Source organism: Streptomyces sp. NPDC014864, assembly GCF_043081525.1.
Classification (GTDB): domain Bacteria; phylum Actinomycetota; class Actinomycetes; order Streptomycetales; family Streptomycetaceae; genus Streptomyces.
The window spans coordinates 80,331-101,831 of sequence record NZ_JBIBWT010000016.1 but is presented as its reverse complement, the minus strand read 5'-3'; the positions used below and the strand labels follow the sequence as shown (position 1 = coordinate 101,831).

At 73.4% G+C, this 21,501-nt stretch carries 15 protein-coding genes; 12 read left to right on the top strand and 3 right to left on the bottom strand.

The window, feature by feature from the left end:
• The first annotated feature begins 5 nt into the window (after nucleotides 1-5).
• The 8 genes from ACF1A5_RS26145 (at nucleotide 6) to ACF1A5_RS26110 (ending at nucleotide 10,167) form a co-directional block, all read left to right on the top strand.
• Nucleotides 6-836 (top strand): (2Fe-2S)-binding protein, encoded by an 831-nt coding sequence (locus ACF1A5_RS26145; RefSeq protein ID WP_392195369.1) that lies wholly within the window; start codon nucleotides 6-8, stop codon nucleotides 834-836.
• A 39-nt stretch (nucleotides 837-875) separates the two neighbouring features.
• On the top strand, nucleotides 876-2,033 hold the full coding sequence (gene glgA / locus ACF1A5_RS26140) for a glycogen synthase (RefSeq protein ID WP_392195311.1): 1,158 nt from the start codon (nucleotides 876-878) through the stop codon (nucleotides 2,031-2,033).
• A gap of 50 nt (nucleotides 2,034-2,083) precedes the next feature.
• Nucleotides 2,084-3,304 carry a glucose-1-phosphate adenylyltransferase gene (gene glgC / locus ACF1A5_RS26135; protein WP_392195310.1) on the top strand — a complete coding sequence of 407 codons (1,221 nt, stop codon included), beginning with the start codon at nucleotides 2,084-2,086 and terminating at the stop codon, nucleotides 3,302-3,304.
• Between the two features lie 241 nt (nucleotides 3,305-3,545).
• On the top strand, nucleotides 3,546-5,867 hold the full coding sequence (locus tag ACF1A5_RS26130; protein WP_392195309.1) for a GH92 family glycosyl hydrolase: 2,322 nt from the start codon (nucleotides 3,546-3,548) through the stop codon (nucleotides 5,865-5,867).
• A gap of 175 nt (nucleotides 5,868-6,042) precedes the next feature.
• Nucleotides 6,043-7,416, top strand: a complete 1,374-nt coding sequence (locus ACF1A5_RS26125) for a wax ester/triacylglycerol synthase family O-acyltransferase (RefSeq protein ID WP_392195308.1) — start codon at nucleotides 6,043-6,045, stop codon at nucleotides 7,414-7,416.
• Between the two features lie 105 nt (nucleotides 7,417-7,521).
• Nucleotides 7,522-9,015: an SDR family NAD(P)-dependent oxidoreductase gene (locus ACF1A5_RS26120; protein WP_392195307.1), complete on the top strand. Its 1,494-nt coding sequence runs from the start codon at nucleotides 7,522-7,524 to the stop codon at nucleotides 9,013-9,015.
• Nucleotides 9,016-9,457: 442 nt separating this feature from the next.
• Entirely contained in the window at nucleotides 9,458-9,631 is a 174-nt protein-coding gene (locus ACF1A5_RS26115; RefSeq protein ID WP_392195306.1) for a hypothetical protein, read from the top strand.
• A gap of 53 nt (nucleotides 9,632-9,684) precedes the next feature.
• Complete coding sequence (locus ACF1A5_RS26110) at nucleotides 9,685-10,167, top strand: GNAT family N-acetyltransferase (RefSeq protein WP_392195305.1); 483 nt, start codon at nucleotides 9,685-9,687, stop codon at nucleotides 10,165-10,167.
• A 23-nt stretch (nucleotides 10,168-10,190) separates the two neighbouring features.
• On the opposite strand, the gene ACF1A5_RS26105 is transcribed toward ACF1A5_RS26110, so the two are convergent.
• Nucleotides 10,191-11,534, bottom strand: coding sequence for an amidase (locus ACF1A5_RS26105; RefSeq protein WP_392195304.1), 1,344 nt, complete (start codon nucleotides 11,532-11,534; stop codon nucleotides 10,191-10,193).
• A 266-nt stretch (nucleotides 11,535-11,800) separates the two neighbouring features.
• On the opposite strand from ACF1A5_RS26105, the gene ACF1A5_RS26100 reads away from it, so the two are divergent.
• Nucleotides 11,801-14,824 carry an alpha-mannosidase gene (locus ACF1A5_RS26100; protein ID WP_392195303.1) on the top strand — a complete coding sequence of 1,008 codons (3,024 nt, stop codon included), beginning with the start codon at nucleotides 11,801-11,803 and terminating at the stop codon, nucleotides 14,822-14,824.
• A 58-nt stretch (nucleotides 14,825-14,882) separates the two neighbouring features.
• Here ACF1A5_RS26100 and ACF1A5_RS26095 read toward each other — a convergent pair whose 3' ends face one another.
• The gene (locus tag ACF1A5_RS26095) at nucleotides 14,883-16,304 is read right to left on the bottom strand and encodes a lipase maturation factor family protein (RefSeq protein ID WP_392195302.1); all 1,422 of its coding nucleotides are present in this window, start codon (nucleotides 16,302-16,304) and stop codon (nucleotides 14,883-14,885) included.
• 108 nt (nucleotides 16,305-16,412) lie between these two features.
• Between ACF1A5_RS26095 and ACF1A5_RS26090 the strand changes: the two genes are divergently transcribed.
• The 3 genes from ACF1A5_RS26090 to ACF1A5_RS26080 all read left to right on the top strand — a co-directional run bounded on the left by ACF1A5_RS26090 (nucleotide 16,413) and on the right by ACF1A5_RS26080 (nucleotide 20,787).
• Entirely contained in the window at nucleotides 16,413-17,591 is a 1,179-nt protein-coding gene (locus ACF1A5_RS26090) for a DUF6777 domain-containing protein (RefSeq protein ID WP_392195301.1), read from the top strand.
• 130 nt (nucleotides 17,592-17,721) lie between these two features.
• Nucleotides 17,722-19,809, top strand: coding sequence for a SpoIIE family protein phosphatase (locus tag ACF1A5_RS26085; protein ID WP_392195300.1), 2,088 nt, complete (start codon nucleotides 17,722-17,724; stop codon nucleotides 19,807-19,809).
• 114 nt (nucleotides 19,810-19,923) lie between these two features.
• The gene (locus ACF1A5_RS26080; RefSeq protein WP_392195299.1) at nucleotides 19,924-20,787 is read left to right on the top strand and encodes an Fpg/Nei family DNA glycosylase; all 864 of its coding nucleotides are present in this window, start codon (nucleotides 19,924-19,926) and stop codon (nucleotides 20,785-20,787) included.
• Between the two features lie 27 nt (nucleotides 20,788-20,814).
• On the opposite strand, the gene ACF1A5_RS26075 is transcribed toward ACF1A5_RS26080, so the two are convergent.
• Nucleotides 20,815-21,477, bottom strand: coding sequence for a zf-HC2 domain-containing protein (locus ACF1A5_RS26075; RefSeq protein WP_392195298.1), 663 nt, complete (start codon nucleotides 21,475-21,477; stop codon nucleotides 20,815-20,817).
• Nucleotides 21,478-21,501: the final 24 nt, after the last annotated feature.

Genomic DNA, 21,501 nt, shown 5'->3' with positions numbered 1-21,501 from the left:
CACTGCTGGTACTACTGCTCCTCGTGGACCTCGACCCCGAACTCGCCGCGCTGCGCCCGCTCGGCGGCTTCTTCCTCCTGCGCACGGGCGGCGGCACACCCCGCGAGGACCTGCCCACGCTGGCGCACGTCTACGAACGCCCGGCGGCGGACCGCCGCGGGGACGATCCGCTGGCGCTGCGGGTGCGCAGGGTGGCCGACGGCATCCGCGCCCCCGAGGCACGCGTCGCCGCCTCCGTGGCGCAGCAGGGGCTCGCGGCCCGGCTGTGGTCGGTGGCGCTCGGTTCGGCCGCCGTGTACGGGCGGGTCCCCGACCTCGGTCCGCGCCTGCTGCGCTGGGACCCGCGGGCCGGCGCCCCCGACGATCTGTGGCTCACCGAGGTGCGTCCGCGGCCCGCGGACCCCGCGACCCTCGCCGACGCCGTCCTGCACGGCCATCTGGCGCCCCTCGCGGCGGCCCTGCGCGCCCGCCACCGGATCGCTCCGGGCCTGCTGTGGGGCAACGCGGCGTCCGCGCTGGTCGGGACGGCCCGCCAACTGGACCGGTGGGCGCACGTGCACGGCCGTCCGGAGGCGGCGCGGCGTTCCTGGGCCCTGGCCGCGCGCCTCCTCGCGCACCCCCTCCTCGCCGGCACCGGCACGATCACCCCCCTCCCCGGCGCCGACGCCAACACCGGCGCGGGCCCCCTCCCCGGCACAGGCCCCCGCACCGCCGCCCCGGCCGTCTTCCGGCGGCGCAGCTGCTGCCTCTACTACCGTGTGCCGGGCGGCGGTGTGTGCGGTGACTGTTGTTTCACACGAGCCCCGCGCTCTTCCCCACGCGCCGCATCTGGGTGACCATGAAAGCGACCGGCCGCTGAGATCAGGGGGTTGCGGGTGCGAGTGGGACTGCTGACCCGGGAGTACCCCCCGGATGTGTACGGCGGTGCGGGCGTCCATGTCGAGTTCCTGGCGCGGGAGTTGCGGCGGCTCGTCGACCTGGAGGTGCACTGCTGGGGGGAGGGCCGCGCGGACGGCGTGGTGCGGCACCGCTCCTGGCGCAACCTGGACGGCGCCAACGACGCCCTGCGCACCTTCTCCGTCGACCTCGCCATGGCCGCCGCCGCGGAGGGCCGAGAACTGGTCCACTCCCACACCTGGTACGCCAACCTCGCCGGCCACTTCGCCAAGCTCCTGTACGGCGTCCCGCACGTGCTGACCGCCCACTCGCTGGAGCCGCTGCGCCCCTGGAAGGCCGAGCAGCTCGGCGGCGGGTACGCCCTGTCCAGCTGGGCCGAGCGCACCGCGATCGAGTCCGCCGACGCGGTGATCGCGGTGTCCGGCGCGATGCGCGAGGACGTCCTCGGCTGCTACCCGGCGCTGGACCCGGCCCGGGTGCACGTCGTCCACAACGGCATCGACACCACGCTGTACCGGCCCGACCCCGGCACCGAGGCGCTGTCCCGCGTCGGCCTCGACCCGGACCGCCCGTACGTGCTGTTCGTCGGCCGCATCACCCGGCAGAAGGGCGTGCCGCACCTGCTGCGCGCGGTCCGGGACATCGACCCGGCGGCCCAGGTCGTGCTGTGCGCGGGTGCGCCCGACACTCCGGAGATCGAACGCGAGTTCCGGGAGCTGTACCAGGAGCTGAGCCGGATCCGCGAAGGCGTGTTCTGGATCCCGCAGATGCTGCCCCGTCCGGACGTGATCCAGCTCCTCACCCACGCGGCCGTCTTCGTCTGCCCCTCGGTGTACGAGCCGCTCGGCATCGTGAACCTGGAGGCGATGGCCTGCGGCACCGCCGTGGTGGCCTCGCGGGTCGGCGGCATTCCGGAGGTGGTCGAGGACGGCCGCACCGGGGTACTCGTCGCCGTTGACGACGAGGAGGAGTTCGAGGCGGGCCTGGCCCGTGCTCTGGACGGGGTGCTGGGCGACCCGGAGAGCGCCCGGCGGATGGGCGAGGCCGGCCGGGAACGCGCGGTGGAGGAGTTCGGCTGGGACGCGGTCGCCCGGCGCACGGCGCGGCTGTACGAGGAGATCCTCAAACAGGCTTAGTGCTCCCTGCTCAGGGGCAGGAGTGGTGCAACCGGGTGAGGGGAGCGGCCATGCGTCGTGGTGGACCTTCGGTCCTCGGAATCGTCCTGGCGGGCGGGGAGGGCAAGCGCCTGATGCCCCTGACCGCCGACCGCGCCAAACCGGCGGTCACCTTCGGCGGCACCTACCGGCTCGTGGACTTCGTGCTCTCCAACCTCGTCAACGGCGACATTCTGCGCATCTGCGTGCTGACGCAGTACAAGTCGCACTCCCTGGACCGGCACATCACCACCACCTGGCGGATGTCCAGCCTGCTCGGCAACTACGTCACCCCGGTGCCGGCACAGCAGCGGCTCGGCCCCCGCTGGTACCTGGGCAGCGCCGACGCGATCCTCCAGTCCCTCAACCTGGTCCACGACGAGCAGCCCGACTACGTGGCGGTCTTCGGCGCCGACCACGTCTACCGCATGGACCCGCGGCAGATGCTCCGCCAGCACATCGAGAGCGGCGCGGGCGTCACCGTGGCCGGGATCCGGGTGCCGCGCGCGGAGTCCTCCTCGTTCGGGGTGATCACCCCGGGCTCCGACGGCCAGACCGTGGAGCGCTTCCTGGAGAAGCCCGCCGATCCGCCGGGTCTGCCCGACGACCCCGGGTGCGTCTTCGCCTCCATGGGCAACTACATCTTCACCACCAAGGCGCTGATCGAGGCGCTGTACCGGGACGCCGACGACGCGAACTCGGTGCACGACATGGGCGGCTCGATCCTGCCCCAGCTCACCGACCGGGGCGAGGCGCAGCTGTACGACTTCAGCGCCAACCACGTGCCGGGGGAGACCACCCGCGACCAGGGCTACTGGCGCGACGTGGGCACGCTCGACGCGTATTACGACGCCCACATGGACCTGATCGCGGAGCGCCCGGCCTTCAACCTCTACAACCGCAGCTGGCCCGTCTACACGCACTCGTACCAGCTCTCACCGGCCCGCTTCAACGCCGGCGGCATCGCCAGCGAGTCGATCATCAGCGCGGGCTGCCTGATCCGCGGGCAGGTCACCCGGTCCGTGCTCTCCCCGGGGGTCGTCGTGGACCCGGGGGCGGTCGTCCAGGGCTCGGTGCTGCACGACAACGTCCACATAGGCCGCGGCGCCATCGTGCGCGGCGCCGTCCTGGACAAGAACGTCGAGGTGCCGCCGGGCGCGACCATCGGCGTCAACCCGGAGCGCGACGCGGAGCTCTACACCGTCTCCAAGGGCGGTGTGATCGCGCTGGGGAAGGGACAGCGGGTGCCGTAGCCCCGCGTCCTGACCCACCCCCACCGCCCGTACCACACCGCGCCCCACTGCCGTGGGCCCCACAGCCACGCGTTCGATCGCCGTGCGTCCGATCGGCGTGCGTTCGACGCGGGGGCCCGTCCGCGCCGCGTCGAGGCGCCGATCCGCGACGCGTTGCACGCGACACTCGCCGGATGCCCGGCTGACCGCCCGTCAGACGTGATCATGCAGGAATCGATGTCTCCCCGCGGAGGTCTCCTGCATGAGATGGACCCGGCGCCTGCGCCTGTGCGTGGCCGGCGCGGTGGCAGCGTCCGCGCTGTCCGCCGCTCCCGGAGCGGCACGGGCCGCCGCGCCCCGAGACGGCCGGCTCACCGACCTGGTCGACCCGTTCATCGGGACCGAGGACGAGGGCAACGCCTTTCCCGGCGCGGCGGTGCCCTTCGGCATGGTGCAGCTCTCGCCGGACACCGGGCACAGCACCGGCTACGACCACGGCCAGGACCACATTCGGGGCTTCTCCCTGGTCCATCTCTCCGGCGTCGGCTGCCGCCTCGGCGGCGACCTGCCGGTGCTGCCGACCACGGGCGAGGTGACGCGGACCGACAACGCGAAGTACGCGGCGGGCTTCCGCCACGAGCACGAGGCGGCGAGCCCCGGCTACTACCGGGTCGCCCTGGACTCCGGCATCGAGGCCGAACTGACCGCGACCGCTCGCACCGGCGTGCAGCGGTACACCTTCCCGGTCACCGACAAGGCCAACGTGCTGCTCGACGCGGCGCAGGCGCTGCACAAGGGGGTCTCCTCCGAGGTGGAGATCCTCGACGACCGCACCGTGCGCACCGCCGTCACCGGCCGTGGCTTCTGCATGGACACCAAGCCGTACACGGTCTACACGGTCACCCGGTTCGACCGCCCGTTCAGCGCGTACGGCACCTGGGACGGGTCGGCGGTCACCGACGGTTCGAGGACCGGCCGGGACGGGGCCTACGTCCGCTTCGACACGACGAAGGACCGGACCGTGGAGGCGACCACGTCGCTGTCCTACGTCGACGCGCGGGGCGCGGCGGGCAACCTGAGGGCCGAGGGCGGACGGCCGTTCGACGCCGTACGCGACGCGGCCCGGCGGGCCTGGGAGGACCGGCTCGACGACGTCCGCGCGACCGGCGGCACCCCCACGCTCCGCCGCACGTTCTACTCGTCGCTCTACCGGGCGTTCCTCGCGCCCAACATCGGCAGTGACGCCGACGGCCGGTACACCGGCTGGGACCGGAGGATCCACCGGGCGCGGGGCTTCACCTATTACCAGAACTGGTCCCTGTGGGACACCTACCGCACCCAGTCCCAGCTCCTGTCGCTGCTGGCGCCGCGCGAAGCCCGCGACATGGCGATCTCCGTCATCAGGATCGACGAGGAGAGCGGCTGGCTGCCCAAGTGGGGCTACGGCACGGTCGAGACGAACATCATGACCGGCGACCCGGTGACCCCGTTCCTCACCAACGCCTACCAGCAGGGCCTGCTCACGGGCTACGAGGACCGGGCGTACGCGGCGCTGAGGAAGAACGCCGACGGTGTGCCGCCCGCCGATTCCCCCGCGGTGGGCCGGGACGCCAACCCGGACTACCTCACCAAGGGCTTCGCGCCCTACCTCAAGGGTCACTCGCCCACCAAGGCCGGCCACTCCGACTACGCCTTCGGTGCCTCGGCGACCCTGGAGTACGCACTCTCCGACGCGATGCTCGCCCGGATGGCACGCGACCTGGGTCACCGGGAGGACGCCGAGCGCTTCGCCGCTCGGGCACAGAACTACCGCAGGATCTTCGACCCCGCGACGGGCTTCTTCCGCGCCCGCGACGCCTCCGGCGCCTTCACCGGCCCGGCGGACCCGGCCAGGAGCGAGGGCTTCCACGAGGGCACGTCCTGGCAGTACCAGTGGCTGGTGCCGCAGGACCTGCCCGGCATGGTCGAACTGATCGGCGGGAAACGGGCGGCGAACGACCGGCTGGACTCCTTCTTCGCCTACGACCGGCTCGTGCGGGACCCGGCGAGGACCGCCCGCGAGGTGTGGGTGAACGGCCCCTACGACTACTACCACGCGGACAAGTACAACCCGCAGAACGAGCCCGACCTCATCGCCCCGTACACGTACCTCTCGACCGGCGAGCCGTGGAAGACCACCGACGTGGTGCACGCCGCGCTCACCCTCTTCACGGACACCCCCACCGGCATCACCGGCAACGACGACCTCGGCACCATGTCCGCCTGGAACGTGCTGTCGTCCATCGGCCTCTTCCCGGTGCAGCCCGGCTACGACACCTGGGGCCTGTCCACCCCCGTCTTCGAGCGCGTCGACCTCACCCTCGACCGGCGCTACTACCCCCGCGGCGGACTGACGATCAGGGCGCCGGGCACCTCGGACCGCGACCGGTACGTCCAGACGGTCCGCGCCAACGGGGTGACGTACGACCGGACGTATCTGACCACCGGAAAACTGCGCACGCTGGGGACGCTCGACTTCGCGGTCGGGCCGCGCCCGTCCCGGTGGGGCACCGGCCCGGAGGCCGCGCCACCGGCTCTGGAGTGACCCGTCACCGGAGCGGGTGACGCCTCGTACGCCTCTTCCACCCCGTCCGTCCCACCACTTTCTCCCCGGGTGGGACTTAATCTGCTGTTAACTGAGCGTAGCTTGATCGTACTTGACCGTAATCGGTTGGGGGCGATTGACTGCAGACTCACCCACCGCCGATGCGAGGAAAGCCTTGACCTCTGACCTGCTCGCGCCCCTCGACCTGGCGTTCTGGAACATCGAGTCCGCCGACCATCCCATGCACCTCGGCGCCCTCGGGGTGTTCTCGGCCCACTCGCCGACCGCCGGCGCGCACGCCGCCGACCTGCTCGCCGCCCGCGCGGCCGCCGTGCCCGGACTGCGCATGCGCATCCGGGACGTGTGGCGCCCACTGGGCTCGGGGCGTCCGCTGGCGGCCGGCCTCGGGCGGCCCCTGGCCTTCGGCGGCGCGGCCCGCGAGCCCGACCCCGGCTTCGACCCGCTGCACCACGTCCGGCTGCACGCCCCGACCACGGACTTCCAGGCGGTGGCCGGCCGGCTCATGCAGCGGCCGCTCCAGCGCAACCGGCCGCCGTGGGAGGCCCATGTGCTGCCGGGGGAGGACGGTGTCTCCTTCGCCGTGCTGTTCAAGTTCCACCACGCCCTGGCCGACGGGCTGCGCGCCCTCACGCTCGCCGCGGCGATCCTGGACCCGATGGACATGCCCGCACCCCGGCCCCGCCCGGCCGAGCCGCCGCGCGGCCTGCTGCCCGACGTGCGCAAGCTGCCCGCACTGCTGCCCGGACTGCTGCGCGGCGTGCTGTCCGACGTGGGCCGGGCTCTCGACATCGGCGCCGCGGTCGCCCGCTCCACCCTCGCCACCCGCTCCACACCGGCGCTCACCGCCGAGCCCACCGGCACCCGGCGCACCGCCGGGGTGGTCGTCGACATCGACGACGTGCACCTGGTGCGCAAGGCCGTCGGCGGCACCGTCAACGACGTCCTCATCGCCGTCGTCGCGGGCGCCCTGCGCCGCTGGCTGGACGAGCGCGGCGACGGCAGCGAGGGTGTCGCGCCCCGCGCGCTGATCCCGGTCTCCCGGCGTCGGCCCCGCACCGCGCACCCACAGGGCAACCGGCTCTCCGGTTACTTGATAGAGCTTCCCGTCGGCGACCCGGACCCGCTGCGCCGGCTCGGCGCCGTCCGCACCGCCATGGACCGCAACAAGGACGCCGGCCCCAACCGGGGCGCGGGCGCGGTCGCGCTGCTCGCCGACCACGTGCCCGCGCTCGGTCACCGGCTCGGCGGTCCGCTGGTCGGCCAGGCGGCCCGGCTCTGGTTCGACATCCTGGTCACCAGCGTGCCGCTGCCGAGCCTCGGCCTGAAGCTCGGCGGCCACCCGCTCACCGCCGTCTTCCCGTTCGCGCCCCTGGCCCGCGGGCAGTCCCTGGCGATCGCGATCTCCACCTACCGCGGCAGCGTCCACTACGGGCTCGTCGCCGACGCCCAGGCCGTGCCGGACCTGGGTCGGCTCGCCGCGGCCGTGTCCGAGGAGGTGGAGTCCCTGATCGCGGTCTGCGGACGGTGATCATCACGCGTTTGGTGATGCGGCCCGGCGCTGAAGTAAAATTCCGCGTTCGAAAGCGGGCGCGAGTCGGAGCGCCGCGCGGGTGACCCAGGGAACGGCAGCGCGATGACGGTGACACAGGACGGCCCGAAGGCCACCGAGGAGATGGTCTACGGCCCCGGCATCGACCCCGAGCGCCTCGCCGTCTGCCTCAGTGTGCTGGAGGAACTCGACCGGCTGGAGGTCGACCACCCCGACGCCATCGCGGTGCGCCGGGCCACGGCCGGCGTCTACCGCACGGTCAAGCAGCGCCGCCGCCAGGAGCGCCGGGCCGCCAAGACCGCCCACGACAAGGCGGTCACCGAGGCCACCGCGACCGGCTCCGCCCAGCGCATCGACGACGAGACCGAGGGCATCCTCCCGTCGTCGATGACGGAGGAGGGGCGGATCGCGGGGATACTCCAGCGCCCCCGCTCCTGCTACACCTGCAAGGCCCGGTACGTCGAGGTCGACTACTTCTACCACCAGCTCTGTCCGGACTGCGCCCGGACGAACCGGTCCAAGCGGGACGCCCGCGCCGACCTGACCGGCAAGCGCGCCCTGCTCACCGGCGGCCGCGCCAAGATCGGCATGTACATCGCTCTGCGGCTGCTGCGCGACGGCGCGCACACGACCGTCACCACGCGCTTTCCCAAGGACGCCATCCGCCGCTTCAAGGCGATGGACGACTCGGCGGACTGGATGCACCGGCTCGAGGTCGTCGGCATCGACCTGCGCGACCCGGCGCAGGCCGTGGCCCTGGCCGAGCGGGTCGCCGAGGCGGGGCCCCTCGACATCCTGATCAACAACGCGACGCAGACCGTGCGCCGGCTGCCCTCCGCCTACGCCGCCCTGGTCGACGGCGAGAGCGCCCCGCTGCCCGCCGGTGAACTCCCCGCCCACCATGTCATCGGTGCCTTCAACTCCGGCGCGGTCGACGGCATCGCCGCCCTGCCCCTCGGCACCGGCGGCCTGGACGCGCAGAAGGTCGCCGACCTCGCGCTCGTCGCGGGCAACGCCAGCGTCGCCCGGCACCTGGAGGGCACCGCCATCGACGCGGGCGGCCTCGTGCCCGACGTCGTGGAGAGCAACACATGGGTGCAGACCATCGAGCAGATCTCCCCGGTGGAGCTGCTCGAGACGCAGCTGTGCAACTACACGGCGCCGTTCATCCTCATCAGCATGCTGCGTCCGGCCATGGCCGACGCCGCCCGGAAGGCGGACCGCGGACGCTCGTACGTCGTCAACGTCTCGGCGATGGAGGGCGTCTTCGGCCGCGGCTACAAGGGCGCCGGGCACCCGAACACCAACGCCGCGAAGGCGGCCATGAACATGGTGACGCGGACCAGCGCCCAGGAGATGTTCGAGACCGACGGCATCCTCATGACCTCCGTCGACACCGGCTGGATCACCGACGAGCGTCCGCACTACGACAAACTGCGCCTGGCCGAGGCCGGTTTCCACGCCCCCCTCGACCTGGTGGACGGCGCCGCCCGCGTCTACGACCCGATCGTGCGCGGTGAGGCGGGCGAGGATCTGTACGGCGTCTTCCTGAAGGACTACGCGCCGGGCAAGTGGTGAGGGGGCGGGGCCGGTTGCGCCCGTGGGCAGCCGCGCCCCACCCCAACGGCGCCCTTTTCGCGGCCCGTCGGTCCGGCGATCCCGCACCCGTCGCTCGCTTAGCCCGGACGGGTGAATCACGCGTCGTACATGATGTGACAAATCGGCTCGTACATGGCCCAATGAACACACCGGACTTCAGATAGTTACGCGTTGTTTGCAGCCCCATCGAGCAGGGGGCCGCTCATTTGGTTAACCTGAGGTGGACGGACAGCACCAAGGGGTCCCATCCACACCCACGGTCCGTCCCGGGGCAAGCCGTTGCACCACGGCCGGCTCGGACCTCCAGTGCCGGCGCCACCGCGTCCGACCAGCCTACGACCGAAATCCGAGCGGGCGTCAGGTGCCGGACGGCAGACTGGCCACGACGCCCCGAGGGTGACCGACACATAAGGAGTGCGCGGTGACACCGGAGAAGACGAATCGCGATCAGGGCCCCACGGAACGCACGGAGCCCGCGGGCCGGCGGCCCGGAGACCTCGGCAGCCTGGACGTGTGGGCCAGGTCCGCCCCGATCCGCCTCGCGGGGTACGAGGACGACCTCGCCGAGCCGCACATCCTGCCCAGCGTGGACTGACCCGCGTAACCCGTCGCGATCGCCGGCCGCATGGGCGTGCCAGACTCACGCCCATGCTGATCAGACAAGCCGTGGCCGAGGACTGGCCGCGGATCTGGCCCTTCTGGCACCGGATCGTCGCCGCCGCCGAGACCTACGCCTGGGACCCGGACACCTCCGAGGAGGACGCCCGGGCGCTGTGGATGAACCCCGCCAAGAGCGTGTACGTCGCCGAGGACGAGACCGGCGCCGTCGTCGGCTCCGCCTATGTCACCCCCAACTACGGCGGCCCCGCCGCCCGCATCGCCAACGCGGGCTTCATGGTCGACCCCGACCAGGCCGGCCGGGGCATCGGCCGCGCCCTCGCCGAGCACGTCCTGGAGGCCGCCCGGGCCGACGGCTACCGCGGGATGGTCTTCAACGCCGTCGTCGAGACCAACCCGGCCGTCGCGTTGTGGACCTCCCTCGGCTTCCGCGTCCTCGCCACCGTGCCGGAGGCGTACGAACACCCCCGGCACGGACGGGTGGGACTGCACATCATGTACCGGGCCCTGTGACCTCCCGAGCCGTGGGGGCCGCTTTACTCCAGCCCGGCCGTCCGCTCCCACGGGCGCAGCCGCTCCAGTTGCTCCGCCAGGTCCAGCAGCGCCGCCTCCGAACCCGGGCGGCCCACCAGTTGCACCGCGCAGGGCGCGCCGGAGGGCAGCGTGCCGAACGGTACCGCCATCGCGGGCCAGCCGGTCAGGTTCCACGGGGGCGTCATGGGCGAATAGGTGGTGTTGGCCAGTACATTGCGCAACCAGCCCCGTTCGTGCCAGGGCCCGGCCTGCGGGGAGCGGCGGGCCAGAGCCGGAGTGAGCAGCACGTCGTGCTCGGTGAAGAACGGCTCCATCCGCCGGCGCAGTTGCTCGCGCGCCCCGCCCGCGCGCACCCCGTTCACGAAGCGCCGTCCGACGGCGGCGTGGACCCGGGTGCGCCGCGCCAGCAGGCGCGGGTCCAGGCCCGCCGCGTCCACGGCCGTGCCCGCCGTCCAGTACCGCAGGGCGGTGACCCCGAGCGACAGCGGATACGGCGGATCGGCGCGCCGGACCCGGTGCCCCGCCCCCGCCAGCAGCCCGGCCGCCTCCCGCGCGGCCGTGACGTACGGCTTGCTGATGGCGGTCCCGGCGAGGGGGCTGCGCACCGAGACGGCTATGGTCCGAGTTCCGGGCTCCTCCTCGCGGGCGACCTCGGTGTCCGCGAGCACCGACAGCATCAGGCGGACGTCCTCGACCGTCGTGGCCAGCGGCCCGTTCTCCGACATGCCGAACCAGTCGCCGTCGCTGATGCCCGCCGGCACCACCCCGTGGCCCGGCTTGACGGTGACCAGCCCGCAGTTGGCGGCCGGGATGCGCAGCGAGCCCATGCCGTCGTTGCCGAGCGCGATCGGCACCATCCCGGCGGCGACCGCGGCCGCGCTGCCGCCCGACGAGCCGCCCGCCGTGCGCGAGGTGTCCCACGGATTGCGGGCGGTGCCGTACACGCCCTCCGTCGTGCCGAAGACGCACAGTTCAGGCACGTTCGTCAGCCCGACGACCACCGCGCCCGCCGCCCGCAGCCGGGCCACGGTCACGTGGTCGTCGTCGGCGGGTGTGTCCGGGGTCGCCGCGGTGCCCACCCGGGTCGACTCGCCGCGCACCGCCAGGTTGTCCTTGACGGCCACCGGCACGCCGGCGAGGGGCAGTTCGGCCAGGTCCGGCCGGGCGGCCACCTCGTCGGCCTCGGCGAGCGCGGCCTCGGCGCGGACGGTCCGGAACGCGCCGACACGGCCGTCGAGCCGCTCGATCCGGGCGAGGTGCTCGGCCACGACCTCGCGGGGCGTGGCCCGCTTCTCGCGTACGGCGGCGGCGATCTCGGCGGCACTCCGGCCGGCCCAGCTGGTCACGGGCGCTCCTCGGAAAGAGAAAAAGGGGGGACGGGCATGGTCGTACTCGCGAGTACGTAGGGAGAACTGTGCCCGCACTCGGGCCTCACGTCGAGAGGCCCGCCGCGCCGCCGTCCGTGACGGAGTCCGGGGCCGGCGTCGCACCGGGCGGCCGGGCGGTGCGGTTGGAACCGCGCGCGGTGGGGGAGCTGTATACCTCGTCCGCCCCCGTGACCGTCGTCCACCCTGGTATCACCCGCCGACGTACGACCTACGGAGCATCCCTCATGCATGACGACCGCCGCCTGGTCGAGGCACGTCTCCGGCGCGTCCTCGACGAGCGCATCCGCCCCGCCGTGTACCCCGAGTCCGTCCCCCTGGACGTGGCGGTGTGGCACGCACCCGGCGAGCCCGTACCCGTCGCGGAGGGACTGGCCGCCGAGCCGGAGCCGATCGAGGTGGGCGCCCGGTGGGGTGCTCCGTGGGGCACCAGCTGGTTCCGGGTCACCGGCACCGTGCCCGAGGCGTGGGCCGGGAGGACCGTCGAGGCCCTCCTCGACCTCGGGTTCGACGAGAACATGCCCGGCTTCCAGTGCGAGGGCCTGGTCTACCGGCCCGACGGCACCCCGGTGAAGGGCCTCAACCCGCGCAACCAGTGGGTGCGCGTCGGCACCCCCGTGGCGGGCGGCGAGGAGGTGCGGCTGCACGTCGAGGCCGCCTCGAACCCGGTCGTCTTCGGGCACCACCCCTTCCGGCCCACCCCGCTCGGTGACAAGGAGACCGCCGGCAGCGAGCCGCAGTACACCCTCGCCCGCATGGACCTCGCCGTCCTCGACGAGACGGTGTGGGAGCTGGTGCTCGACCTGGAGGTGCTCGGCGAGCTGATGGCCGAACTGCCGGTGGAGTCGCCGAGGCGCTGGGAGATCCTGCGCGCGGTGGACAAGGCGCTCGACGCGGTCGACCTCCAGGACGTGAACTCCACGGCGGCGCGGGCCCGTTCCCTGCTCACCGGGGTGCTCGCCGTGCCCGCCGCCCCCTCGGCGCACCGCATCAGCGCCGTCGGGCACGCGCACATCGACTCGGCGTGGCTGTGGCCGCTGCGCGAGACCGTGCGCAAGGTGGCCCGGACGACGGCCAGTATGACCGAGCTGCTGGAGGACGAACCCGACTTCGTCTTCGCCATGTCCCAGGCGCAGCAGTGGGCGTGGGTCAAGGAACACCGGCCCGAGGTCTGGGCGCGGGTGAAGAAGGCGGTGGCGGACGGGCGGTTCGTGCCGGCCGGCGGCATGTGGGTGGAGTCCGACACCAACATGCCCGGCTCGGAGGCCATGGCCCGGCAGTTCGTGCACGGCAAGCGCTTCTTCCTGGACGAGTTCGGCATCGAGAACGACGAGGCCTGGCTGCCCGACACCTTCGGTTTCGCCGCTGGCCTGCCCCAGATCATCCGGGCGGCGGGCTCGGCCCGGCTGCTCACCCAGAAGATCAGCTGGTCGCGGACGAACAGGTTCCCGCACCACACCTTCCTGTGGGAGGGCATCGACGGCTCCCGGGTGTTCACCCACTTCCCGCCGGTCGACACCTACAACTGCGCCATGCACGGCAGCGAGATCGCGCACGCCGCCCGCAACTTCAGGGACAAGGGCGTGGCCCGGCACTCCCTGGCGCCCACCGGCTGGGGCGACGGAGGCGGCGGGACCACCCGTGAGATGGTCGCCAAGGCGGCCCGGCTGCGCGACCTCGAAGGCTCGGCGACGGTGGTGTGGGAGACGCCGCGGGCCTTCTTCGACCAGGCCGAGGCCGAGTACCCCGAGCCGCCCGTCTGGGTCGGCGAGCTCTACCTCGAACTGCACCGGGCCACCCTCACCAGCCAGGCGAAGACCAAGCAGGGCAACCGGCGCAGCGAGCACCTGCTGCGCGAGGCGGAGCTGTGGGCGGCGACGGCCGCCGTCCGCACCGGATTCGCCTACCCCTACGAGGAGCTGGACCGCATCTGGAAGACGGTGCTGCTGCACCAGTTCCACGACATCCTGCCGGGGTCGTCCATCGCCTGGGTGCACCGCGAGGCGCGCGCGACCTACGAGCGGATCGCGGCGGAGCTGGACGGGATCGTCGACGCCGCCCAGCGCGCCCTGGCCGGCGAGGGCACGATCCCGCTCGCCTTCAACGCGGCCCCGCATCCGCGCTCCGGCGTCCCCGCGGGCGGCGCCGCCACCCCGGCGGACGCGGGCGGCGGCACCGGACTCACGCCCCGCGCGGGCGGCGGACACGTGCTGGACAACGGCCTGCTGCGGGTCGAGATCGACGGGCGGGGCCTCGTGGTGTCCGCGTACGACATCGGGGCCGGCCGCGAGACCGTCGCGCCGGGCCGCGCCGCCAACCTCCTCCAGCTCCACGCCGACCTGCCGAACATGTGGGACGCGTGGGACGTGGACGAGTTCTACCGCAACACGGTCACCGACCTCACGGACGCCGAGTCGGTCACGGCGGGCGAGGACGGCGCGTCGGTGCGCGTGGTCCGGGCCTTCGGCGCGTCCCGTGTCACCCAGGTGCTCTCCCTGCCGCCGGGGGAGCGGCGGCTGGTGGTGGACACGGAGGTCGACTGGCACGAGACGGAGAAGTTCCTCAAGCTCGCCTTCCCGCTCGACGTGCACGCCGAACGGTACGCCTCGGAGACCCAGTTCGGGCACTTCCACCGGCCCACGCACACCAACACCTCCTGGGAGGCGGCCAAGTTCGAGGCGTGCAACCACCGCTTCGTGCATGTGGCCGAGCCCGGCTGGGGCGTCGCCCTCGTCAACGACTCGACGTACGGCCACGACGTGACCCGCACCGTCCGCAGCGGCGGCGACCGCGGTACGACGACCACGGTCCGCGTCTCCCTGCTGCGCGCCCCGCGCTTCCCCGACCCCGAGACCGACCAGGGCGTCCACCGCTTCCGGCACGCCCTGGTGCCGGGCGCGGACATCGGGGACGCGGTGCGGGAGGGCTGGCGGATCAACCTGCCGGAGCGGCACGTCACCGGCGCGGGGGAGGTCGCCCCGCTGGTGACGGTGGACGAGGACGCGGTCGTCGTCACGGCGGTGAAGCTGGCCGACGACGGCAGCGGTGACGTGGTGGTCCGCTTCCACGAGGCCCATGGCGGCCGAGCCCGCGCGACCCTGACGCCGGGATTCGCGGTCGCCGGCGTCACGGTCACGGACCTGCTGGAACGCCCGCTGTCCGACACTCCGGCCCCGGAACGGGAGGGCGAGCGGATCACCGTACGGCTGCGACCGTTCGAGCTGGCGACCCTGCGGCTGCGCCGGGCCTGACGCGACCGGCCGCCGGTGCCCGGCGGGCGGCCCGACGCGGCCGCCCGCCGGTCCGCGTTCACGAGCGCCGGACCGGCTCCGTCAGCCGGGTCGGGGGCAGGAACTCGCGCACGTACGTGCGCTGCCAGCAGGCGCCGGTGGCGCGCAGCTCCCGCCAGGTCGTGTAGCGGTAGCGGAACAGCCGGGCGCGGACGAAACGCGGCGGTTCGCCGGGCGGGAAGGGGGAGCGGCGCAGCAGCCGCAGCGTGTCGCGGTCGTTCTCCAGCAGCCGCTCCACCAGTGCGCCGAACCAGGCGCCGGTGTACGCCGGGGACAGCGCGGCGAACCACATCAGCCAGTCCAGGCGCAGATGGTAGGGCGCGAACTGGCGCGGCCAGCGCCGCGGATCACCGGGCTTGCCCCGGAACTCGTACTCCCGCCAGTCGGCGTCCTCGCGCGGGACGTCGTCGAGCGTGCCCTCGACGATCACCTCGTGGCGGACCCGGCTGACGGTGCCGAACGCCCCGTAGGTGTTCACCAGATGCAGCGGGTCGAAGGAGCGGTTCATGACCTGGCGGCGTGAGACCAGGTTCACCACGGGGTGGTAGCTCAGGCAGAGGATCAGCGCGGCGACGGCGAGGACGACGACCTCGTACCACAGCGGCGCGCCGGGCACGGACGGCGGGCGGGACGGGAACCGCACCGCGGGCAGCGCCAGCACGATCGTGATCCAGTTCAGCCAGGCGAAGTTGCCCGACAGCACCAGCCACAGCTGGGTGAGGATCATCAGCGAGGCGGCGGCCGTGGCGATCGGCTGCGGGGCGAACAGCAGGAAAGGCACCACGAGTTGGGTGAAGTGGTTGGCGGCGACCTCCACCCGGTGCAGCGGGCCGGGCAGATGGTGGAAGAACCAGCTCAGCGGGCCCGGCATCGGCTGGGTCTCGTGGTGGTAGTGCAGACAGGTCAGCTTCCGCCAGCACTCGTCGCCGCGCAGCTTGATCAACCCCGCGCCGAACTCCACCCGGAAGAGGATCCAGCGCAGCAGGAACAGCACGACGACTGGCGGCGCGACCTCGTCGTTGCCGAGGAAGACGGCGAGGAAGCCGGTCTCCAGCAGCAGCGACTCCCAGCCGAACGCGTACCACGTCTGGCCGACGTTGACGACGGACAGGTACAGCGCCCAGGGCACCAGCCACAGCAGCATGGCCCCCCACAGCGGCAGTGCCGCGTCCAGCCCGGCGACCAGCGCGGCGGACACGGCGCAGCCCGCCCACGCGCAGGCCGCGAAGAAGCGGTCCGAGTAGTGCAGGTGGAACAGGCTCGGCGCCCCCCGGAACGGCACCCGTGCCACGAAGCGGGGGATCGGCAGCATGCCGCGCTCACCGAGCAGCGCCCGGAACTGCAGCGCCGCCGTCAGGAACGCGACCAGGTACACCGTGGCCAGGGCCCGCTGGAAGACCAGCCGGCTCAGCCAGTAGTCGGGTGCGGTGAACCAGTCCACGGCCCTGCGCTCCTCTCTCCCCGCCGACGCCGACCCCACGCGTGGTCACTTTGTGTGCACGAATCTTCCGCTTGCGTGATCGGCGTCCGCGAGGCAGACAATGGTGCAGTGGACAACAGGGACGAACCGTCCCGGACGAAGCAGGAGAACGGGGTGCGGACACCCAGCGGAACCTTCGCCACGGCTTGCGCCCTCTCGGTCGTGCTCCTCGTCGCCGGATGCGTCGGCGGCGAGCGGACCACCAGGCTGAACGTGGAGCTCTTCCTGGAAGCGGCCGCGGAGCGGGGGCCCGATCCCTTCACGGACTCCTCGGCCATCTCCCTGGCTACCCCGCCCCCGGCCACCCGAACACCCCAGCCGGCCCAGCCGGCGCCGTCGGTCCCCAGGGTGCCGACGGTGAAACCCCCGTCGGCCCCGCGGGGAGTGCGCTCCCTGGTCGGCAGCACGCCGGGACTGTACGGCGGCACGCCCCGCGTCGCCGCCTGCGACGTACGGCGGCAGATCTCCCACCTGACCGCCGACGGCGCCAAGGCGGGCGCCTTCGCCGAGGTCCTGGGCGTGGCCCCCAAGTCCCTGCCCGGCTATCTGCGCGGCCTGACCCCGGTCCTGCTGCGCGCCGACACCCGCGTCACCGACCACGGCTTCCGCGACGGCCGCGCGACCACCCGGCAGTCCGTGCTGCAGTCCGGCACGGCCGTCCTCGTCGACGACCACGGGGTGCCGCGTCTGCGCTGCGTCTGCGGCAACCCCCTCGAACCCCCGGTGGCGATGGCGGGCGCCACGTTGACCCGGGGGCGCCCGTGGTCCGCGTACCGCTCCTCCGGGGTGGTCGTGGTCTCCCCGGCGCCGCAGGCGCTCACCAGGATCACGATCGTCGACGCCGCCCACGGCACCTGGATCGAGCGGGCGGTCGGCCAGGACGTCCGGCGCGACCGCGTCGTACCGCCGCCGCGCGGGGCGGACGAGCCGACATGGGGGGAGACACACGGCCACGGCGCCCACGACGGCGGCCACTCGGACCGTCCGGACCAGGACGGCACCCGGACGGAGACCGGGCCCCGCGTGCCTCCGGGCGACGGGGTCTCCCTGCCGCCCTCCTCACCGGCCCCGTACGCCGCGGGGCAGGCTCCCCCGGCCCGCTCCGGCCTCTCCGCTCCCTACGGCGCCTCCGGCCCCGCCGGGTCCTCCGCCGCTTCGGACCGGGCCGACGGCCTCGGCCCACCGGCCCTGCCCGACGCCCCCGGCTCCTCCGACGGCGGCGGGCCGATCCCCGGCGAGAGCACATGACCGGCGTCCTCCCCGGCACCCGCTCGGGCGCCGGCACCGGCTGAAAGCCGGCCGCGCGGCCCCCGACCGGGACCGCGCGAGGCGCCCACCCCGGCTCGAAGAATCACACAATCCCTGGCAAGGTGGCCCCATGGCTGAACGGGGAGCGAACGCCCTGTCACTCCCGGACGACTGGCCCGCGCACTCGGATCCGATCCTGGCGCTGAACCGCATGGGCAGCTTCGACTGGGACCTGGACGCGGGTCTGTTCGTCATGGACCCCCTGGCCGAGGAGATCTTCGACGTCCGCCCCGGCGAGTACGACGGCCGGCCCGAGAGCCTGGCCGACCGGATGCCGCGGGCCGAGGGCCACCGCCTCGACGCCCTGGTGGCCAAGGCGCTCAAGGACGGCAGCGACAACTACGGCACCTACTTCCGTATCCGCCGCCGCGACGGCAGCCTGCGCTGGACCCACACCCAGGGCTACATCCGGCGGGACGAGACGGGCCGCCCGCGCCGGATCATCGGCATCGTCCGGGACGCGACCGAGGAGCTCAGCGACAGCGCGGCCCGGCAGGAGCGCGCCGCCCAGGCGGCGGCCCGGCGCGACCAGACCAACGTGGTGGAGGCCGCCACCGCCGCCCTCGCTCATGCCCGCACGGTCCAGGACGTCATCGACGTGGTCAAGGACACCCGCGGCCTCGCCCTGCTCGGCTCCACCAGCCTGGTCCTCGGCCTGGTCGAGGCGGGCCGGATCCGGCTAGTCGCCGAAGGCCCGGCGGGCAGCTTCGTGCCCGGCACCCTGGTCACCCGGATCGACGAGCCCTACCCGATGAGCGAGACGGTACGGACCCTGAGCCCGTGCTTCATCGAGTCCCCGGAGGACTTCGCCGAGCGCTTCCCCGTCCTGTGGCCGCACATCACCGGGCTGAACATCACCTCGGCGGCCTATCTGCCGCTGATCGCCCAGGCCCGCCCGATCGGCTCCATGGGGCTGCTCTACAGCGACCGGCGCGGCTTCTCCCAGGAGGAGCGCAACGTGCTGGTCGCCCTCGGCAGCAGCATCGCGCAGAGCCTGCAGCGGGCCATGCTCTACGAGCAGGAGAAGGACCTGGCGCAGGGCCTGCAGCAGGCGATGCTGCCGCGCACCATCCCCAGCGTGCCCGGCGCCGACGTCGCCGTGCGCTACCGCTCCGGGTACGCCGGCGGCTCCCTGGGCCGCGACATCGGCGGCGACTGGTACGACCTGATCCCGCTGCCGGGCGGGCGGGTCGGCGCCGTCATCGGTGACGTCCAGGGCCACGACACGCACGCCGCCGCCGTCATGGGCCAGTTGCGCATCGTGCTGCGGGCCTACGCCGCCGAGGGCCACACGCCGGCCACGGTGATGGCCCGCGCCTCCGTCTTCCTGCACGAACTGGACACCGACCGCTTCGCCACCTGCCTGTACGCGGAGGCCGACCTGTCCACCGGTGTCGTCCAGGTGGTGCGGGCCGGGCACATCGACCCGCTGGTGCGGGGCGACGACGGCACCTGCCGCCGTATCGCGGTCGACGGCGGTCTGCCGCTCGGGCTGTCCGCCGAGTTCGGCAGCCTGGAGTACCCCGTCGCCGCCCTGGAGCTCGACCCCGGCCAGACCCTGGTGCTGTGCACCGACGGCCTGGTGGAACAGCCCGGGGCCGACCTGGACGACGGCATGAGGGACCTCACCGGGCTGGTCGCCGGCGGCCCGGAGGACGTACGGGACCTCGCCGACCTGCTCATCGACGCCGCCGAGGAGCGCGGCGGCGACGACGACGTGGCCCTGCTGGTGCTGCGCCGCCGGGGCCTGACCGAGCGGCAGCCCGTCAGCCGGCTCCAGCGGCACGTGGTTCCCGGCGACCCGGACGCGCTGAGCGACACCCGGCACGTGATCCGCTCCACGGTCCGTGCCTGGGGCGCCCGGGAACGCTCCGAGGAGATCGAACTCGTGGCCGACGAGCTGATCACCAACGCCCTGATGCACACCGAGGGCGCCGCGATCGTCACCCTGCGGGTGCTCACCGGCACCGACCGGCGGCTGCGGGTCGAGGTCGAGGACTCCTCCAGCGCCCTGCCGCGCCGCCGGGAGCCGGGGGAGGCGGGCGTCTCCGGCCGCGGGCTGCTGCTCGTCGACCGGCTCACCGACGTGTGGGGCGTCGAGGCCCGGGGCGGCGGCAAGTGCATGTGGTGCGAGTTCGTGGTGCCGGAACGCGCCTGACCGGCGCGGGCGGGGGCGTGCACGGAAGGCGCGGAGCGCGGGCCCGGCGCGCGCCCGGGGGCTCCCCGGTAGCGCCCGCGGGGCGTTGTCGGCGCCGGGTGGCACGATGGAGCTATGCCGGAACTGCCCGAGGTCGAAGCGCTCAGGGACTTCCTCACCGACCATCTCGTCGGCCACGAGATGGCCCGGGTGCTGCCCGTCGCCGTCAGCGTCCTCAAGACGTACGACCCGCCCGTGAGCGCCCTCCAGGGGCGGCCGGTCACGGCGGTGGGCCGGTACGGCAAGTTCCTCGCCGTCGCGACGGAGGGCGGCCCGCACCTCGTGACCCACCTCGCCCGCGCGGGCTGGCTGCAGTGGAAGGACCCGCTGCCGCAGGCCCCGCCACGCCCCGGCAAGGGGCCGCTCGCCCTGCGCGTCGCCCTGGAGACCGGGGCGGGCTTCGACCTCACCGAGGCCGGCACCCAGAAGCGGCTCGCGGTGTACGTCGTGGGGGATCCGTGGGACGTGCCGGGGGTGGCCCGGCTCGGTCCGGACCCGCTGGCCGACGACTTCGACGAGGCGCGCCTCGCGGGCCTGCTCGCGGGGGAGCGCCGCCAGATCAAGGGTGCGCTGCGCGACCAGAGCCTGATCGCGGGGGTGGGCAACGCCTACAGCGACGAGATCCTGCACGCGGCGAGGATGTCCCCGTTCAAGCTCGCCGCCTCCCTCACACCGGAGGAGACCGCGCGACTGCACGCGGCGCTGCGCACCACCCTGACGGAGGCCGTCGAGCGCTCCCGGGGCATCGCCGCCGGACGGCTCAAGGCCGAGAAGAAGAGCGGTCTGCGGGTGCACGGCCGCACCGGCGAGCACTGCCCGGTCTGCGGCGACACCATCCGTGAGGTCTCGTTCAGCGACTCGTCCCTGCAGTACTGCCCGACCTGCCAGACGGGCGGCAAGCCGCTGGCGGACCGCAGACTGTCCCGGCTGCTGAAGTAGCTCCCCGACCCGGGGCCGCGGCGCCGGTCAGTGCGAGGCCAGGGTCACCAGGGACCGCCCGTCCGCCGTGCGCACCTCGAAGCGGGCGATCTCACCCGGATGCATCGCGGTACCGCCCGCCATGGTGTTCGGCCGGGCGTCGTGCGAGGGGACCGCCCAGCTGGTCACCGTCTGCTCCGAGCCGTCGCGGCCGACGACGACGAGCCGGCAGGAGCGGGGCCCCGCCCCGTCCTTGATCCTCAGCTCGACCTGGCTGCCCCAGTCCGCGTTCTCCGCGCTGACCTGCGCCCACACACCCGTCCGGGCGTCCGTCGCCGAGACCTGCATCGGCTCCTTTCCGGTCCCGGCCCCGTCCCCGGCCACGAACGCGATCCCGGGTCCCGCCACGGCGAACACCACCGAGGCGGCCACGGCGTACAGCAGGCGACGGCGTCCGGCCCGGCGCCGCCGGGACACCTCGCCGACCAGCCGGTCGAGCAGCCGGGGGCCGGGCTGCGTCATGGGGTGCACGAAGCGCGGCGTGGCCCGCCGGTACAGCATCAGCTGCCGCGCGGTGGGACCGAACTCGGTGACGTGCGCCGCGCAGCGCGGGCACTCCATGAGGTGGTCCTCGAAGCGGAAGGTGTCCGCCTCGTCCAGCACGCCGAGCGCGTACGCGCCGACGTCGCGATGCCGTTCCAGGGACCTCATGCCGAATCCTCGTGCCGATGAGTG

Coding starts and splice junctions, on each gene's coding strand:
- ACF1A5_RS26075 (WP_392195298.1), bottom strand. CDS start 21,477: ATGAGGTCCCTGGAACGGCATCGCGACGTCGGCGCGTACGCGCTCGGC.
- ACF1A5_RS26080 (WP_392195299.1), top strand. CDS start 19,924: ATGCCGGAACTGCCCGAGGTCGAAGCGCTCAGGGACTTCCTCACCGAC.
- glgC (WP_392195310.1), top strand. CDS start 2,084: ATGCGTCGTGGTGGACCTTCGGTCCTCGGAATCGTCCTGGCGGGCGGG.
- ACF1A5_RS26120 (WP_392195307.1), top strand. CDS start 7,522: ATGACGGTGACACAGGACGGCCCGAAGGCCACCGAGGAGATGGTCTAC.
- ACF1A5_RS26130 (WP_392195309.1), top strand. CDS start 3,546: ATGAGATGGACCCGGCGCCTGCGCCTGTGCGTGGCCGGCGCGGTGGCA.
- ACF1A5_RS26085 (WP_392195300.1), top strand. CDS start 17,722: ATGGCTGAACGGGGAGCGAACGCCCTGTCACTCCCGGACGACTGGCCC.
- ACF1A5_RS26100 (WP_392195303.1), top strand. CDS start 11,801: ATGCATGACGACCGCCGCCTGGTCGAGGCACGTCTCCGGCGCGTCCTC.
- ACF1A5_RS26110 (WP_392195305.1), top strand. CDS start 9,685: ATGCTGATCAGACAAGCCGTGGCCGAGGACTGGCCGCGGATCTGGCCC.